Annotated in this window: 11 protein-coding genes; 7 read left to right on the top strand and 4 right to left on the bottom strand. The window is 54.0% G+C overall.

All coding sequences use genetic code 11. From position 1 onward, the window contains the following. Nucleotides 1–59 precede the first annotated feature (59 nt). Nucleotides 60–1049, bottom strand: a complete 990-nt coding sequence (locus AC6IZD_RS12230; protein ID WP_497783596.1) for a choice-of-anchor D domain-containing protein — start codon at nucleotides 1047–1049, stop codon at nucleotides 60–62. A 358-nt stretch (nucleotides 1050–1407) separates the two neighbouring features. After that, a complete protein-coding gene (locus AC6IZD_RS12235) occupies nucleotides 1408–4449 on the bottom strand; it encodes a beta strand repeat-containing protein (protein WP_497783597.1) in 3042 nt (1013 codons plus the stop codon). 975 nt (nucleotides 4450–5424) lie between these two features. Here AC6IZD_RS12235 and AC6IZD_RS12240 point away from each other — a divergent pair. The 7 genes from AC6IZD_RS12240 (at nucleotide 5425) to AC6IZD_RS12270 (ending at nucleotide 12887) form a co-directional block, all read left to right on the top strand. Next, a complete protein-coding gene (locus AC6IZD_RS12240; protein ID WP_497783598.1) occupies nucleotides 5425–6039 on the top strand; it encodes a polysaccharide biosynthesis/export family protein in 615 nt (204 codons plus the stop codon). An 11-nt stretch (nucleotides 6040–6050) separates the two neighbouring features. Further along, a complete protein-coding gene (locus tag AC6IZD_RS12245; protein ID WP_497783599.1) occupies nucleotides 6051–7463 on the top strand; it encodes a hypothetical protein in 1413 nt (470 codons plus the stop codon). 265 nt (nucleotides 7464–7728) lie between these two features. Beyond that, entirely contained in the window at nucleotides 7729–8874 is a 1146-nt protein-coding gene (locus AC6IZD_RS12250; protein ID WP_497783600.1) for a Gfo/Idh/MocA family protein, read from the top strand. Next, entirely contained in the window at nucleotides 8871–9365 is a 495-nt protein-coding gene (locus AC6IZD_RS12255) for an acyltransferase (protein WP_497783601.1), read from the top strand. The genes AC6IZD_RS12250 and AC6IZD_RS12255 overlap by 4 nt, the downstream gene beginning before the upstream one ends. Further along, nucleotides 9362–10567 carry a DegT/DnrJ/EryC1/StrS family aminotransferase gene (locus AC6IZD_RS12260; protein WP_497783602.1) on the top strand — a complete coding sequence of 402 codons (1206 nt, stop codon included), beginning with the start codon at nucleotides 9362–9364 and terminating at the stop codon, nucleotides 10565–10567. The genes AC6IZD_RS12255 and AC6IZD_RS12260 overlap by 4 nt, the downstream gene beginning before the upstream one ends. Nucleotides 10568–10893: 326 nt before the next feature. Beyond that, complete coding sequence (locus tag AC6IZD_RS12265; protein ID WP_497783603.1) at nucleotides 10894–12372, top strand: sigma-54-dependent transcriptional regulator; 1479 nt, start codon at nucleotides 10894–10896, stop codon at nucleotides 12370–12372. Nucleotides 12373–12380: 8 nt separating this feature from the next. Next, entirely contained in the window at nucleotides 12381–12887 is a 507-nt protein-coding gene (locus tag AC6IZD_RS12270) for a DUF6982 domain-containing protein (protein WP_497783604.1), read from the top strand. Between the two features lie 75 nt (nucleotides 12888–12962). On the opposite strand, the gene AC6IZD_RS12275 is transcribed toward AC6IZD_RS12270, so the two are convergent. Together AC6IZD_RS12275 and AC6IZD_RS12280 are read right to left on the bottom strand one after the other, a co-directional pair. After that, nucleotides 12963–14879 carry a hypothetical protein gene (locus AC6IZD_RS12275; RefSeq protein WP_497783605.1) on the bottom strand — a complete coding sequence of 639 codons (1917 nt, stop codon included), beginning with the start codon at nucleotides 14877–14879 and terminating at the stop codon, nucleotides 12963–12965. Nucleotides 14880–15244: 365 nt separating this feature from the next. After that, nucleotides 15245–16264 carry a glycosyltransferase family 2 protein gene (locus AC6IZD_RS12280; protein WP_497783606.1) on the bottom strand — a complete coding sequence of 340 codons (1020 nt, stop codon included), beginning with the start codon at nucleotides 16262–16264 and terminating at the stop codon, nucleotides 15245–15247. Nucleotides 16265–16281 lie beyond the last annotated feature (17 nt).

The raw sequence follows: 16281 nt of genomic DNA on the forward strand, positions 1-16281 counted from the left end.
TACGCAGTGGGAACTTTTTTTCCACTCTCGAAACCAAAAATGTATCCACGATTCGCGAGCTATGGACTTGGCACTACGGTATGAACCTCCGAAGAGAAAGCGCTTTCCTCGCTGTCGCTCCCCACTGAAGTCACAACATAATAGTATGTAGTCCCTGCCTGAACATTTAGATCCGTATAGCTTATTCCGCTAATCGCACTCGAAGTTTGTTTGGTGTATGGTCCGCCGGATTGGAGTGCCCGGTATGCGTTGTATCCGAGCACCGGAGACGGCGAGGCCACCCAACTGAGAATCACTTCGTGAGAGGACGATACCGCGCCAGTTCCACTCACCGGTATGGACGCAACATAAGCGCCGCCATTCTTAATATAGATTGCGCCACTGACGTCTCCAGCCGCTGAGGGAGCAAATTGCACTTGCGCCGAGGTGCTTTGATTTGGAGCAAGCACCAGAGGGAGAGAAACCCCACTCAGGCTGATTCCTGCTCCGCTTGTAGAAATCGAATCGACTGTAATGTCTTGCCCTCCGTCGTTCGTCAGCGCAAGGGCTTGAGCGCTGGCCTGCCCGACCGCGACCGTTCCGAAAGACACAGCGGAAGGTGCTGCCGTCAACTGTGCTGCAGTTACACCAGTTCCACTCAGCGCAATAGTCTGCGGACTCTGTGAGGCATTGTCGGCTATGGAAAGCGTGCCTGTCCGGATGCCTAGACCTGTTGGCTTGAATGTTATGGCAACGGTGCAGGTTGATTTCGGAGCCAGGTTCGCTCCGCAATCATTCGATTGCTGAAAGTCGCCTGTAATCCTCACCCCAGAGATGGATAGAGTTTGATCTCCGCTATTTGTAAGCGTCGCGCTCGCGGATGTGCTCATTGAATTCAACGCTTGGCTGCTAAACGTCACGCTCGTCGGGGACACTGCTGCCACAAATGACTGGGCGCTACTGTTACTTGCAGGAGACGATGCTCCCCCGCAACTCGCTAAAACAAAGCTAGATATAACTGCCAAGAACGACAGAAGACGGTTCTGATGAAAGCGGACGAACTGCATCATCACCTCAGGAATCCTGAACAGCTGGGCAAAGCTGATCAACTTGTAATTGCGATCTAGAGTTAACTCTGCATTCAGGAGGGCCGACAACTTACGAAAGGGTCGAGGAGGTAATAACGCGTATGCGTGAACTTAAGTTAGCCGTGTTTCCAGGTGCTTCATTTCCCTGTCGTAATCGTCGCCCCTGCCCACAAACAGAGCAGTAGAGCCCGAATCGACGAGTTGCGCATTTGTACCTGCTAAGTAGCCTGATCATACATGGCGCAAGCGCAAATGCGATCCAAAGAGACATCCCCAAGGTACATTGTTCGTACACTTAGGGACGTTTCCCGGATCGCTTTAAGGTATTACTTCTAGGTGTTTACGGAGTCGGAACAGATGCGGCAGCCTGCGTCGAGTAAGTGCTTTCGTTACCCGAAGCATCTACAGCCGTCACCACGTAGTAGTAAGTCTGACCGGCGGACACGGTGGTGTCCTTGTAAGACAGACTGGAGTTGAGGCTGCTGTTGATCTTCGTGTACCCACTACCTGACTGGGTCGAACGGTACACGTTGAATCCGTTCACTGCCGATGACTCCGTCCAGGACAGTGCTACCGAGTGCTGCACGGCCTGTCCAGTACCACTGAGCCCAACCGAGAGTGTCGGATTTGACGCATTGCTCTGGATGGCAAGCGTGCCTGAGAAGGTTCCGGTCGTATTTGGCTTGAAGGCCACGGAAAGAGTGATCGATCCGCCCGCAGCGACTGTTGCAGGCAGAGTGGCTCCGGAGACCGTAAACGCCCCATTCCCAGTACTGATCTGTTGAATGGTTGCGCTTGCGCTGCCGGTGTTGGAGATCACAATGTTCTGGGTGCCTGTACTGCCAACGTTCACACTGCCGAACGAAAGCGAGGTGGCACTTGCTTGCAGCGTTCCAGTTGGAGCTGAGGATCCGGTACCCGTCAGCGATACCTGCTGCGGGCTGGATGCTGCGTTGTCCGTAAAGGTGATTGCTCCAGTTCGGGTGCCGGTAGCAGTTGGAGTGAATGTGACCGTGATTTTGCAGCTCGCCTGCGAGGCCAGGCTCGTGCCACAACCGTTTGTCTGCGCAAAGTCACCCGAGGCGGCAATTGCGCTGATCGAGAGTGAGCTCGATCCGGTATTCGTGAGCGTGATCGTCTGCGCCGCACTAGTCGTATTCACGACTTGGCTGGCAAAAGTCATGCTGGTGGGCGAGATAGTGATTGTCGGCGTCGTCGCTCCAGTCGCGCTACCCGTCAACGAGATCTGCTGTGGGCTGGACGTAGCATTGTCGACGATCGAGATGGCTCCCGTGCGCGTACCGGAGGTGGTCGGAGTGAAGGTGACCGAGATGGAACAGCTGCTGTTTGCAGCCAAGGTCGACCCGCAATTGTTGGTCTGAGCGAAATCGCCTGAGCTAGTGATGCCGCTAATCGAGAGTGGAGCAGACGATGTGTTGCTCATGGTGATCGTCTGCGCGACGCTCGTCGTGTTAACCACCTGGCTGCCAAAGGTCAGGCTCGACGGCGACACAGTCACGGTGGGAACAACCGCCTGTCCAGCACCGGAGACGTTAACGGTTGGCGAACTTGAAGCATTGCTAGCGACGGAAATGCTGCCCGAGATGGTGCCGGTTGTTGTGGGAGCAAAAGTCACCGTCAACGTGGCCGACTGTCCTGCGTTCAACGTCAGCGGCAGGCTGATGCCACTGGTTTGGAAGCTGGTGTTGTTGCTGTTCACCTGCGAGATTGTGACGCTCGCGCTTCCGGTATTGGTCAGAGTGGTAGTTGAGGTCGCCGTTTGGCCGACCGTAACGTTTCCAAAGGATAGGCTGGACGGGGATGCGCTCAGCGTTCCCGCCGTAGTGGCTTGAGGAACGGATTCATAAGCGCCGATGTCGTACCCCGCGCCTTGTGGCCGCTGCGCGCCGGCGTAATCTGTCGAGAGGCTTACAGTAGTGCCAGCGTCGATTGCCGGACTACCTGACGTGAGACTGTAGTTGTTATTCGTCACGCTTGTGAACAGAGGGTCTGCAGAGACGCTGGAGGTGAACACGCCAGGGGCGGTGCCGCCACCATAGAACAGGTTGTTCGAACCCGTGACCACGGACTGATTCGTGTCTGAAGATAGATACTGTTGTCCGCTCGCCACATCCACAATGTTGTTTGTGAAGTTCACGGCGCCAACCGCGCGCAGAGCTCCAGCCATCGTGCCGCCAAATGATCCCGCGTTGTAGATTGTGTTGTTGTAAATCTGAGCAGGCGAGTCGGAACCACCAATCAGGATCGCAGCATACGAGGGTGTCTGTGCTGTGCCGGGTGCCGGGCCGTTGCCTGAATTCACCAGAATATTGTTGTAAATACTAACGGCGCCAAGCGATGGATCGATTGTGCCCAATGCGATAGCAGTGCAACGCGTGTCGTGAATGTAGTTGTCGTGGATGTTCAGCGAGGACTGAAGCGTGCTGGTTGCATGCGCAGCGACTGCGTTACAGCCGCGCGTGTTGGCGACTGTGTTCCAGCCGATCTCAACTCCAGTTGTGTCGAGCAGGTACAGCGAAGCGTAGTAGACCTCACTCGTGCTTGCAGTGGTTCCGTTATCGTGAAGGTTGTTCCCGAGGAATGCCAGCGCAGTTCCGCTATTCGTGTTAACGCAGGCTCCAGTCGTTGATCCATTCGGACAGGAAATATCGTTACCCACAATACGCAAGCCAGTGGCATTGTTCGTGGCAATAGCAGCCTGCGCACCACGAAGTGTCAACCCTGAGAGGACCCAGTAATTGGCAGTGACGTTGATTCCGGTGGTCACGGCGGTTGTGGAACCGACTGTAACGGCGCTCTTCGGATAGGCAACGATCGCCATGGGGGCCGCTGCCGTGCCAGCGCGCGTGAGATTCAGCGCACTGCTATTTGACTCGACTGCGCTGTCGACGTATCCATTCTCCAGGTACACGATATCGCCAGGCTGCATCGTGTTCTTCGCATATACAACCGTTCGCCATGGTCTGGAGTACGAACCTGATTGCTTGTTGCTTCCGCTCGTGGATACGAAATAGATCCTGCCGGAACGAACGGTGAACGGAACACTGTTACTCGCTATTCCGCCGACGGTAACGACGATGTTTCCCGACTGTGCCGATGATCCAAGTTGGAAGGTAATTGAAGTGTCAGTCCAGGACTGGTAGCTGGCTGCATTTCCACCACCGATCGTTACGGCCGATGCCCCTTGCGCGGTGCCGAATCCTTTGCCATAGATTGTGACAAAAGCGCCAGCATTGTTCTGGCCACCTGTATTTGGACCGGACTTGAGGTTCGAATAGAAGATGGTTGGAGACACGCTTTGCGCAAGCGCAATGGATGTCAAAAATATAGAAACGGTGAATACAAGGAAAACTTTCTTCAAGACGTCCAACTTCCTGTCGGGATGCGAAAGCCTTCTGCTTATCGCCGGTCACCGAAAATAGAGTTTTCGACGAGCCGGTTCCCAGACCGAGGAAAGCCGACTCATTCCGTTGGCGAGACACACTTTCACTGCTCGGCTCCAACAACAAAGGTCGTTTGAGAACGACTTTGCGTGGGTGTGCCTACCCGGGTCGATTCGCTTCGCAGGATGCCTGCGTCAGCTCACGGCCGCACGAAGTGGCACGCGCATTTGGTGTGTTCGCAAAGTGACAGTAACAGAGAAGGGATTAGAGGTATTAAGAATACCAGAGTACCTTGAACGCTAAAGTGCTATGCACTTCGACCAATGGGTCGTGTCCAAACAACCTATGCTATTGGGGTGCCAGTACGGCGAGGCCCTTACAGCACGGTACCGCTCACAATAGAGGGTGTGTGCACTATGTATAGGTATTAATCTCTATCTTACTGGCCTTCAATTAGGAGATTACCCCGAGCGCTTATGCACAGGTGCCGTTGAGCCGGTCATAAGTCACCGGAACACTAGAGCTAATAGGCAGACGCACGCTCAGCATGCCGCTCGGAGATTTTGCGTTGATTAACCACTGATCCATTGTAGCTAGGTGATTAGGGCTTTGCCCCATAGGATCTGCAGATGGTTCTCAACATGTCCGGATGGTCACCAACATTAATTTCAGATGAATGAGAGCCGAGTTCGGCCGTTAGTCGAGAGAAATGTGGTGAACCATCTGGGAAAATAGTTGCACACCAGAAGCCAGCGTAGTAGGACCACCGATTCCGGTTTTCGAAACTGCGCTGCTCCCCAACACCGCAATTACTGAACAGCAACATACGTTGTGTGGCGCAGTGGCACGCCCCCCACTCTCTTGGTCGTTGGCACGAGTCTTGCTCCATCAGGACAGAAGAGGATTTCTGCCTCGTCTCACGGCTTCAGGCGAGGCGAGAGGAGCAGGCGTAAATGAAGAGAATCGTTCTAGTCATGTTGCTCGCCGTCGGGCAGATGTGGTCGCAATCGTCGTTCGCTCCGTCCAGTGAAGGAAAGACACCTAATTCGGCAACGAACCCACAAACGCTGCTGCCAGCGTCGGAATCTCAGTACCTGATTGGAACCGAGGACGTCCTTCAAGTAAACGTGTGGAAGGAGCCAGATATTTCGAGCACGGTTCCGGTCCGTCCGGACGGCAAGATATCTCTTCCCTTGCTTGGTGACGTACAGGCCGCGGGACTGACTCCGCTGCAATTGTCTTCTTCTCTTGTCGATCGCCTCAAGCAGTACATCTCGGAGCCACGTGTCACCGTGATGGTCACGGCGATGAATAGCCGTCGTGCTTATGTCATGGGGCAAGTCACCAGACAAGGGGCGATAATCCTTGTCTCCAGACTGACAGTACTCCAGGCACTCTCGGCCGCTGGCGGCCCATCACAGTTTGCAAGAACGAAGAAGATTTACGTCCTGCGTGCCGACGGCAATAAACAACAGAGAATTCCATTCAACTACGACGAAGTGATCAAAGGTAAGAACCCAGAGCAAAACATTGTTCTCCAACCTGGTGACACGATTGTCGTACCGTGAGGCGATTATCCGTGACAATCCATGAAGCAGTCCGACTCGTAGTGATGGCTTCGTGCTTCGGCATCGCGCTACAACTCCCAGCGCAAGACGTGCCAGTTCCACCGACGCAGGGGACTCTGACCCCGGTACTCGTAAACGAACCAGCCTCCACCGAAATCACCGCTGATGACCGCCCGCTCTCAGGCGGACAAATCGCCGGGATCGGTTCCTGGGGAGAGCGACACAGTTTCATCGTTCCATCGTTGCGCGTTTCCGAGACATGGGACGACAATCCACTACTGCTCAGCAATACCAAGGAAACTTACAGGTCCTTCACCGACCTCGGCGCCACACTGCAGTGGCGACAGTTACTCGGCAACACGATGGAGTTTCGCTATTCCGGAGCATTTCGATACGACACGAGAGCTCGCCTCCAAGGCTATGACCAGATAACTCATGCTCATGGAGTTGCACTCTCGAAGACGATTGAGACTCGGCGATGGCGCGTGCTGATAGATGATGAGGCGTCTTACTCTCAAGGTTCTGACTTTGGAAATGTCGGCATGGAAGGGATGGGCACCATTGCGGCTATCAGTGGCCAATGGGGAAACATCAACAACATGCAACTGCCATCGACAGCACTTCGCCCTGATGTTCAACCCGACCAAAGCATCCTGACGGGTCGAGCGGGAAGAATTGCAAATACGACCCTAGTAGAACTGGATGCCAGGCTGAATCCACGCAACACCGCGACCATCGCCGGTTCGTACGGCATCTTGCGCTTCAACACGCACGGCCTAAGGGATATCAGTCAAGCTTCGGCTGTTGCAGGTTTCAACCGAAAGCTATCGCCTCGAGACTCAATTGCGATTGAAGGCGTGTTCACAAGGTTTGATTTTGCAGGCACCAGCAACTTCATCTCGACTGAGTATGCCTCGGCTGTTTACGGTAGGCGAATATCTGGAAAGTTCAGCATTCAGCTAGGCGCGGGACCACAAGTGATACAGTCGCACTTCACTCCTTCAAGACATAGCTATGTTAGCTGGGAGGGCCGGGCCCTCGCAGAGTATCGAGTGCGGCGTGTAACTCTCACCGCCAGTGCGCTTCGTAGTGTTTCGGCTGGAGCTGGCGTTCTTGAAGGCGCGATGGCGAATACAGCGTTGGTGACGGCCAACATCGAGCTCGCCAGACATATGTCTATGGCGCTTGAAGGCGGTGTTTCTCACAACGAGCAATTGGACTCGTCGCAGAGGTACAACACTCAGTTCACAGGCATCGTCCTCAATCGCGAGTTTGCACGCTACCTTAGTTTTTTCTTGAGTTATGACTTTCAACGCCAAACAACGAACTCCTCTTGTGTCGGACCTTTCTGCAGCTATACAGGATCGCGCAATGTCTTCGGAGTCGGCTTTGCCTGGACACACAGGCCGATCGGAATTCGTTAACTGGAGCAATCGTCTCAATTTGCAGCAGGGGCAATGTCGAGCCACTTGCTTTCCCAGATGCGCAATGCTTTGCAGAGCATCGCAGAAGCAGATTGAGTGAGTTGGAGCGCATGCGCCACTTAGTCTACGTTGCGCTCTCATCGTCGGTGTGAGTTGCAGCACTCAACGGGTTCCTTATATCTGGCAGACGAATTGCACTTCGCTGTGCGGCCACGTTGGCGGTTGGGCTGAAGCTCTGCTTTCGCCATGATACTGAGGAGGAAAAATGGAAAAATCACGCGCAGCCTCGGCTCTGCGAATTGTCAAAGAGACGCAGCAACCGCTTGAGATAGCCGAGTCTAAGCCAATTGTTCCATTGCTATCTGCCAACCCAATCACGAACCTGCGCATCTGCCGCGCCGAAAAAAAGGCATTGTCAGTCGGCGTCATTGGCTTTGGATATTGGGGACCGAACATCGTCCGCAATTTCAATTTACAAGATGAATCACGAGTCTCAATCGTTTGCGATCGCCGCCCTGAAGCGCTGGCAAAGGTTGCAAAGTCATATCCCGACATGGAAGTCACATCGGACGTTCTCAGCGTTCTGCGCTCTCCTGACGTCGATATCGTGGCGGTTGTCACTCCCGTATGGACTCACTTCGAACTTGCGAAGGCTGCACTCGAGAACGGCAAGCACGTATTCGTGGAGAAGCCGTTTACTTCCACATCTGAACAGGCAGAGCAACTGATCGAACTTGCTGAACGCAAGAATCTGAAGATCATGGTTGATCACACGTTCCTTTTCACCGGCGCAGTCCGCAAGATCAAGCAACTCGTTGATGCTGGTGAACTCGGTGATCTCTACTACTACGACACCATGCGAGTAAACCTCGGCCTGTTCCAGCACGATGTGAACGTTATTTGGGATCTCGCGCCGCACGACCTCTCCATCATGGACTACATCCTTTCGAACAAGCCTGAAGCAGTAGTTGCCACAGGACAGAAGCACGTCAACGGCGTCGAGGATGTTGCCTTCATCACGGTGTACTACAGCGACAAACTGATCGCACATGTCAATGTGAACTGGCTTTCACCGGTGAAGGTGCGAACGACTCTCGTGGGCGGCGATAAGAAGATGTTGATGTGGAATGATCTTGAGTCCGACGAGAAGATCAAGATCTACGACCGCGGCGTGCAGATGAACACGCGCGAGGGTGTTTATGACCTGCTAGTAAGCTATCGCTCCGGCGACATGTGGGCGCCACAGATTGAAACCACGGAAGCGCTCAAACTCGAACTCGGATATTTCAACGAGTGCATCATGCAGGACAAGACTCCGATCAATGACGGACAGGCAGGACTCCGCTGCGTGAGAATGCTGCAGGCTGCCGACGAATCTCTTCGGAACCGTGGAGCGCAGGTCATCCTATGAGTGAATTCATCAGCATCGCCCCGGATGTAAAGCTGGGCGAGGACGTCAAATTATCGAAGTTCATCAACCTCTATGGCTGCAGCATCGGCGAGGGGACAAAGATCGGTGCGTTTGTCGAAATTCAGAAGAATGCTGTCGTGGGCCGAAACTGCAAGATTTCGAGCCATACCTTTGTCTGCGAAGGTGTCACCATCGAAGACCAGGTTTTCGTGGGCCACGGTGTCACCTTCGTAAATGACTCTTACCCGCGCGCGACAACTTCAAATGGCGAATTGCAGACCGAGAAGGATTGGGCAGTTGAAACCACTTTAGTGAAGATTGGTGCCTCGATCGGTTCTGGCTCGACCATTCTTTCCAACGTGACCATCGGGGAACATGCGCTTGTCGGCGCGGGGAGTGTCGTCACCAAGGATGTTCCGGCTTACTCGATCGTTGCGGGCAATCCGGCCCGCGTGCTGCGTTATCAAAATTCCGAGGCCGTCGCAAAATGAACAAGTCAATTCCATTCCTGGATCTTGTAGCCCCTCATGTTGAGCTTGAGTCAGAGTTGCTGGCCGTACTTAGGAATGCCATTCATGGCGCAGCCTTCGTCGGCGGTCGGCCGCTCCTCGATTTTGAGGAACGCTTTGCCGTATTCACCGGCGCTAAGGAATGTATCGGAGCAGCCAGCGGGACCGATGCTCTGCTGTTCGCGCTGATCGCTGGCGGCGTGAAGCCCGGGGATACAGTCCTCACGGTCGCTAATACATTTATCGCTACGGCGGAGGCGATCACCCAGGCTGGAGCGTTCCCTGAGTTTATCGATGTCGATGAACAGACCTACAACATGAGTCCAACCGAGTTGCGCGCCTACCTTGAGGTCTGTGCAATCGACGCAGGCACTGGCCTGCGCCTCGGAAGAAGGACGGGCACACCCATCACCGCTGTGTTGCCGGTCCACCTCTTCGGCCAAGTTGCCGACATGGATCCTATCGCTGAGATCGCTGAAGAGTTCCACCTGATGCTGTTCGAGGATGCGTGTCAGGCGCACGGTGCCGAGTACTTCTCTAAGCAGCAGAATCGTTGGCTCAAAGCAGGCTCAATTACGAAGGCAGGCGCGTTCAGCTTTTACCCGGGAAAGAATCTCGGGGCGTGCGGCGAGGCTGGGGCGATCACGACGGATGATCCAGACTTGGCGCACAAAGCTCGAATGCTCCGCGATCACGGACAGCCCAATAAGTACTACCACGACCTAGTCGGATACAACGGCAGAATGGATGCAATTCAGGCCGGATTCCTGAACGTAAAGCTGAAAAGGCTGCAACAGTGGAACGATATGCGAAGGACCGCGGCAGCTCGCTATACCGAAATGTTCAGTTCGGTGCCCGGCGTCGTCACTCCGTTCGTACCAGCAGGGTCTAGGCCTGTATATCATCTATATGTCATTCGGGTAAGCAATCGGGACCGCGTCCAAGGCGAACTCGCGAAGGCAGAAATTGGCACAGGAATTCACTACCCGGTGCCTGTTCACCTGCAGATTGCCTATTCCGAACTTGGCTATGACAAGGGCGATCTACCGACTACCGAACATCTTGCATCTGAGATCCTTTCTCTTCCAATGTTCCCCCACATTTCGGAAGAGGATCAGTGCCGGGTCGTCGAAGCCGTAGCGAATGCGATCGAGAATGAACGGCACTTCTCGGTGGCTAGCTAGGTACTCTCCCGATTCGGGAAGCATATTGCTCGCCATGGTCCCTACTTCGCCCCGTCTTCGGGGCAAAGTAGGACAATGGCCTCAATCAATTTGGGCACAGATGGTGTGTGGGCAATCAGGTTAGAAACGATTTTCCTGGTATGTGCACACGCTTGCATCCTTCTTTCTCTGGTTGACATCTTATCTACTCTGAAATAGAGTGCTGTGCCCACGAATCTGAAATGACTCTCTCCCCCTTGCCAAGGATCAATATGTTTTGCAGCACGTTCATGGGTTGGCTCGCAAAGGTCACATGCTTTAACGGCGGAATTTGATTTGAGGCGTTTATGACAACGAATTCGAACGAGAGCTCACAAGCCTGGTCGTCCCGTAGCAAAGGCCAATCACCCAACTCGTCTGGTCGGCACTTGGTAATTGTGGGCAATGAGTCTGGCGTGTTGTCCTATTTGCGCGGTGTGTTCGTGCGCGATGGCCTACAGGTTATGCTTCTCAACCCGGAACAGGCCATCCTGAAACTGCAAAAGGGATTTGCGCCTGATGTCATTCTTCTCGAAATGCTGGGAAGCCAAGCGCTCCAACGACTGACAAGTCTCCGTGAGGCCCTGCCCACGGTTCCCATCATCGTTTTCTCCTGTTTTCACAATTCTCAATTGATTGTTAAGGCAATGAAAACGGGAGCCTCTGACTACTTTCAACTTCCCTTTGACATCACCGCACTGAAAGAGTCAGTGCGACGCTTCATTGCTCTTGTTGAGGGCGACCAGGATCACCAGGCCACAAACGAGACCTTACTCTTCAATGACACATCTTTTGTGTGTGCCAGTCCACGAATGAACGAAATACGTGGGCAGTGTGCAATCCTCGCCCGCGTGGACCTTCCTGTTCTCATCATGGGCGAGAGCGGCACGGGCAAGGAGATCATCGCGCAGTACATTCACAAGATGTCTCCCCGCTCTCATCGTACGTTCCTGAAAGTGAATTGCGCCGCAATGCCTGCCGACCTGCTCGAAAGCGAGTTGTTCGGATACGAGCAGGGCGCCTTTACCGGAGCGGTTCGCTCGAAACCTGGCAAGTTTGAGATATGCAATATGGGCATGATCCTCCTGGACGAAATCGGGGAAATGCCCCCTCCACTGCAATCGAAGCTGTTACAAGTCCTGCAGGATGGAACCTTCTCTCGCCTTGGTGGCCGTACCAGTATCAAAGTTGACGTGCGGGTCATTGCTGCTACGAACATCGATATGAATGCAGCTATTGCGGCCAAGACCTTCCGCGAGGATCTGTACTACCGCCTGAATGGATTCTCGATCCACATGCCACCACTTCGCGAGCGCAAGGAAGAGATTCCGGTCATGATTCGTCACTTCATGCGCAAGCTTTCGGCTAAGTATGCCCGCCAGCCACTCACGATGTCTGAGCAGTTGTTGCAGGCGTACATGGAACACGACTGGCCCGGGAACCTGCGCGAACTTGAGAACTCCGTCAAGCGATTCCTGGTCTTGGGCGACGAGAAACACATCTTAGCCGAGCTGAGAAACTCCCCTCGGAACCGTTTCACTGCTGCCGCCCCGCAGACGACCGTGAACGTGGACGCGGTTGGTGGACTGAAGAAGCTCGCCCGGAGCGCCATGAACGAAGCAGAAACAGAGGCCATGGGCGAAGTATTGCGTCGGAATAATTGGAACAGGAAGCAGGCCGCAAGTGAGTTAAAGATCAGTTATAAAGCACTGCTCTACAAAATCCGCCAGTACGGGCTAACACCTAACCGGGATTCCGAGCCGCGTGCTAAAGCGGTTGGCGAATGATGATGAACATGAACGCCCAACGTGCCATTGCGATTGATACTGCAGCGAATAAGCACAAGGTTGTAATCACGAATCAGGATGGGAGTGTCATCAAAGGGTATCTTTGCATTGACACCCCTACGGATCTGAATTCGCTTGCTCGCAACTTGCATACCTCTTTCCACACAGGGTTGAGAGCTTGCTTCGTTCCAGAGGACGGCGCATCGCCTGAAGTAGATTGGGCGCAAGTAAAAGCGGCCTTCTTCGTATGCTCATTTCAAGGTGACACTGAGCATGAGATGGTGCGCTTCTACTCCAGTGGTCCCGAAGTCCAGGACATATGGGTTGAGATCGGTTTTGCTGACGGCGAGATACTCGAGGGTTGCATTCGAAACTCAATCGATCACTTGAAGGACGATGGATTCTTTCTCTATCCCTCTACCCCAGACAGTAACAACCTGCTGGTTTATGTAAACAAAGCTGCGATCGTGAGCTATCGAGTTCTTGGATTCCACATGCTTGGCGATGAGGAGTAAGAGACTCTCGGTAAGCAAAATACAAAATCCCTGGGGGCGATCCCCAGGGATTCTGTTTTTGTGGCCTGTGTGGAGCTAATTCGCAACTGCACTGAGTCCGCTTGGAGGAGTCAGTGTGCTTGCGCTTGAGGTGGTGGTGCTGTAACAGTTGTCCGCATTGAACGTCAGCAGCCCGCTTGATCCTGTCGTTGAGCCCTTCATAACGTTCAGGTAGCAATCCTGCGCCGGAGTTGAATAAGCATGTCCCGCGAGGTTTGCCACGTTACCGCCCGTCACGTCCGGTCCAATTGCCGGCCAAGCCTTGCTGGAAGGCCACCAACTGGGCTTCGAGGGCAGGTAGAACGACGCCGGCAGCGCTTGGCTCGATGGAACTGGGTTTGAATAAGAACTCAGTCCACTTGGCACTTCCGAGGAGTTCCAGCGAACGCCCGCTGTCACCGTGTCGTAATTGCCCCAACGCATCATCGTGCTAGCAACCATTGTGTCATCGGGAATGGAGCCTGAACCGCAATTTCCACCCCAGCCCAATGCAAAGATCGATGTTTCACAACTGTTCGAACTCGGAGTCGCGGAGGTGTAGTTGTTGTGATACCCCGGAGTTCCCAGCACGTTTCCAATGACGTTGTAGTACCGGTTGAAGTCATTGAGAATGATCGCGTTGGTCTGCATGTCTTTCTGCACGCCATTCGTCAATGCCGTATCGCGCCCGTTCCAGTAGTTGCGGAACGCCGTGCCGAAGTTCGACGTACCATGCACGTTATCGCTTGTCATGCCGACGCCCACGTTGCCCTCATATAGAAGGTAAGCGTCGCCTACTGAGTGCTGATAGGTGCTGGCCTGCTGCCAATCGTTGGCACTTCCCGCCGGAGTTCCCGAATAGTAGTCGTCGACGGCGTAGTTGTAGGCGGCAACTGATCCGATGCTTCCCTCATTCATGATCGGGAAACCAATATGCTGGAAGATGTTGTTCTCGATCAGGTTGTCACCACCGACAAAGGTGTCAGTCGCATAGTGATCAGAGGTTGGAGGCGAACCGTAGAAGTAGCTGTCACGAATCGTCGTATGCGTGGTCTGATACATCCACACGTGCTTCTGTGCCACGTTCACCGAGCGCACATTCTTGATCCAGTTCTTGTAGCCGTTCAGGATAAAGACGCCGTTCGTACAGCAAGCTGAGTTCGGAGAGTTATCGATTGTAAGGTTTTCAATGCCATCTCCCTGGATTGGCAAGCCGTTATCCCACCACGCCTGCGGAGACTTGCCAGACGAGATGTTCGGCATGCGGACGCCTGGAGTAATACCAATCGTCCAAGGGCCAGAACCGGAGATAGACGTAACGGTAACAGGCTGCACCTGGCCCCGGCCGGGGCGCCCATTCGCGGAACTTCCTGACGTGCTGCAAACTCCCGACGTACTGCAGACATAAACATTGCCGGTGTCGCTCGAGTCGTCGAGCTGATCAAGGAATATCTGACTGCCTACCTGAAGATTGCTTATGCTTCCTTTGCTGAATGAACTCAGCGTGATTGTGGTCGTGCCCTTCGAGTACCCAGCACTCCATGTCGCCTGGTTGCTGTAGTTCTGATCTCCGGCATCGCCCGTATCAGCGGTCATCAAACAAATCAGAGCGCCGCTCCATCCTGCACATCCGCCGCCTGCGGAAAAGGACAGGATCGTCTTATCGGGACCGGCCCCTCGCAGAGTCACATTGCTTTTGTTATTAAAGACAATGCCAGCACTCAGGTTATACGTGCCTGCGTTCAGCATGACGACTTGACCAGCCGGGCAGGCCGCAATCGCTGAATTAATCTGAGATGCCGTTGCACCAGGACTCAATGTCGAACAGATCGTGGTGCGACTCGGAATTGTTCCGGCACCGGCGCCTGACCAGTCGATAGCGCGACTGGAAGCAACGACTCCAGACCAGTTCTGTGCAAGGGAGTACCCCGACAGACAGAACAAAAATGTTAAAAACAGGAGCGAGCGTTTCATATGACCTCACTGAACAGATTGACTTCTCCGCTCCGCGTCCAAACTCCTCCAGACGAAGAACAACAGAAGCAGCGTCATAGATGGAACACGCAACGTTCGCTAGAACGCGCGTCAGAATACGGCTTCCATCTGCCAAGCAGCTGACGTTCAGTCATACTATTTTGCGAATGCTGGCTCCGATACGGGCCCTACGTCTTAGGTGCACACGTGAAATTACCGTAGGTGAAGACCGGGAAGTAAGTAAGTCAACCTTATCTGAGGAAAAACATCCTGCAACAACTCTGCTTTGCCGTTTCAGCAACTTACAATTCACCGCGATCGATTGTTTTCGAGTGCCGAAACTCCGTCGCGAAAAAGCTTTCCTCCTAGGCAATACCTCCTCCAACTTGAGTTCGATCCGAAAGCATCTTGTCCCACGCCCTTTTTACGTACCATTTCATTGCAGGCAAAACCACCTGCACTCTTTTCGCGGAGAGGCGTCCAAACAGTGCGTCGATCCAGGCGTACTTCCACGACAGCCGCGGGATTTCTAGTTTGCCGCCGAAACTTTCGGCCATGTTTTCGGCCTTGTTTACGATGTCGGGCCTTTCTGGATAGAAGTGTGACAGCCAATTCTGCAGATATCTGACGCACACCCTGTGCACTCTGGGGCTGTCCTCCAAGCTCCGCAGACACGAAACATGCAACTCCATCGAATGCCATTGAGCGTCCATCTTTGCATTGGAGCGCCCAATGTAGCTCAGCGAGTTTGTTCCGGTCGAGCGATAGTAAACATTGGCATCGGGCACGAATCGAACGCCATCGCTCTTGAGCAGTACTCGGCAGAAGTACTCCCCGTCATCATCCACCACCATCTTCGGATCCCAAGGTCCTGCAGCTTCTGTTAGCTCGCGACTTACCAGCCATGTCGAAGTCTGCATGAAGATGTTCTGCTCCATCTTTCTGATCAAAAATTCAGCAGGCGAAAGATCTGCCCATAGCTCAGTCGGAACAAACTCCGCGCGTTCAGGCCTGTACATGAATCGGCCCCACGGTGAGGAAAAGAGCGTGCGAATACTGGGAGTACGCGCCACAACCTGCATCTGGCGTTCTATCTTGTCCGGTGCCAACAGATCGTCGGCATCAAGCCACTGGATATAATCGCCGCGACAAAGTTCGAAAGCAGAGTTTCTGGTGGCCGCCGCGCCCCGATGCTTCTGCGCTGAGACTTGCACCCCGTAATGCTCAAACTGCCGCGCAACTTCGACTGTGCGGTCGCTCGAGCCATCGTCCACCACGATGATCTCCTTTGGCTCCCACACCTGCGCAATGGCCGAGCGAATTGTGCACGCAATCCACTCTTGCGCGTTGAATGCGGGAATAAGGATTGAAACGAGCGGTCTCAATTACGTGCCTCGCAGCC

The organism is Koromonas humicola (assembly GCF_059726255.1).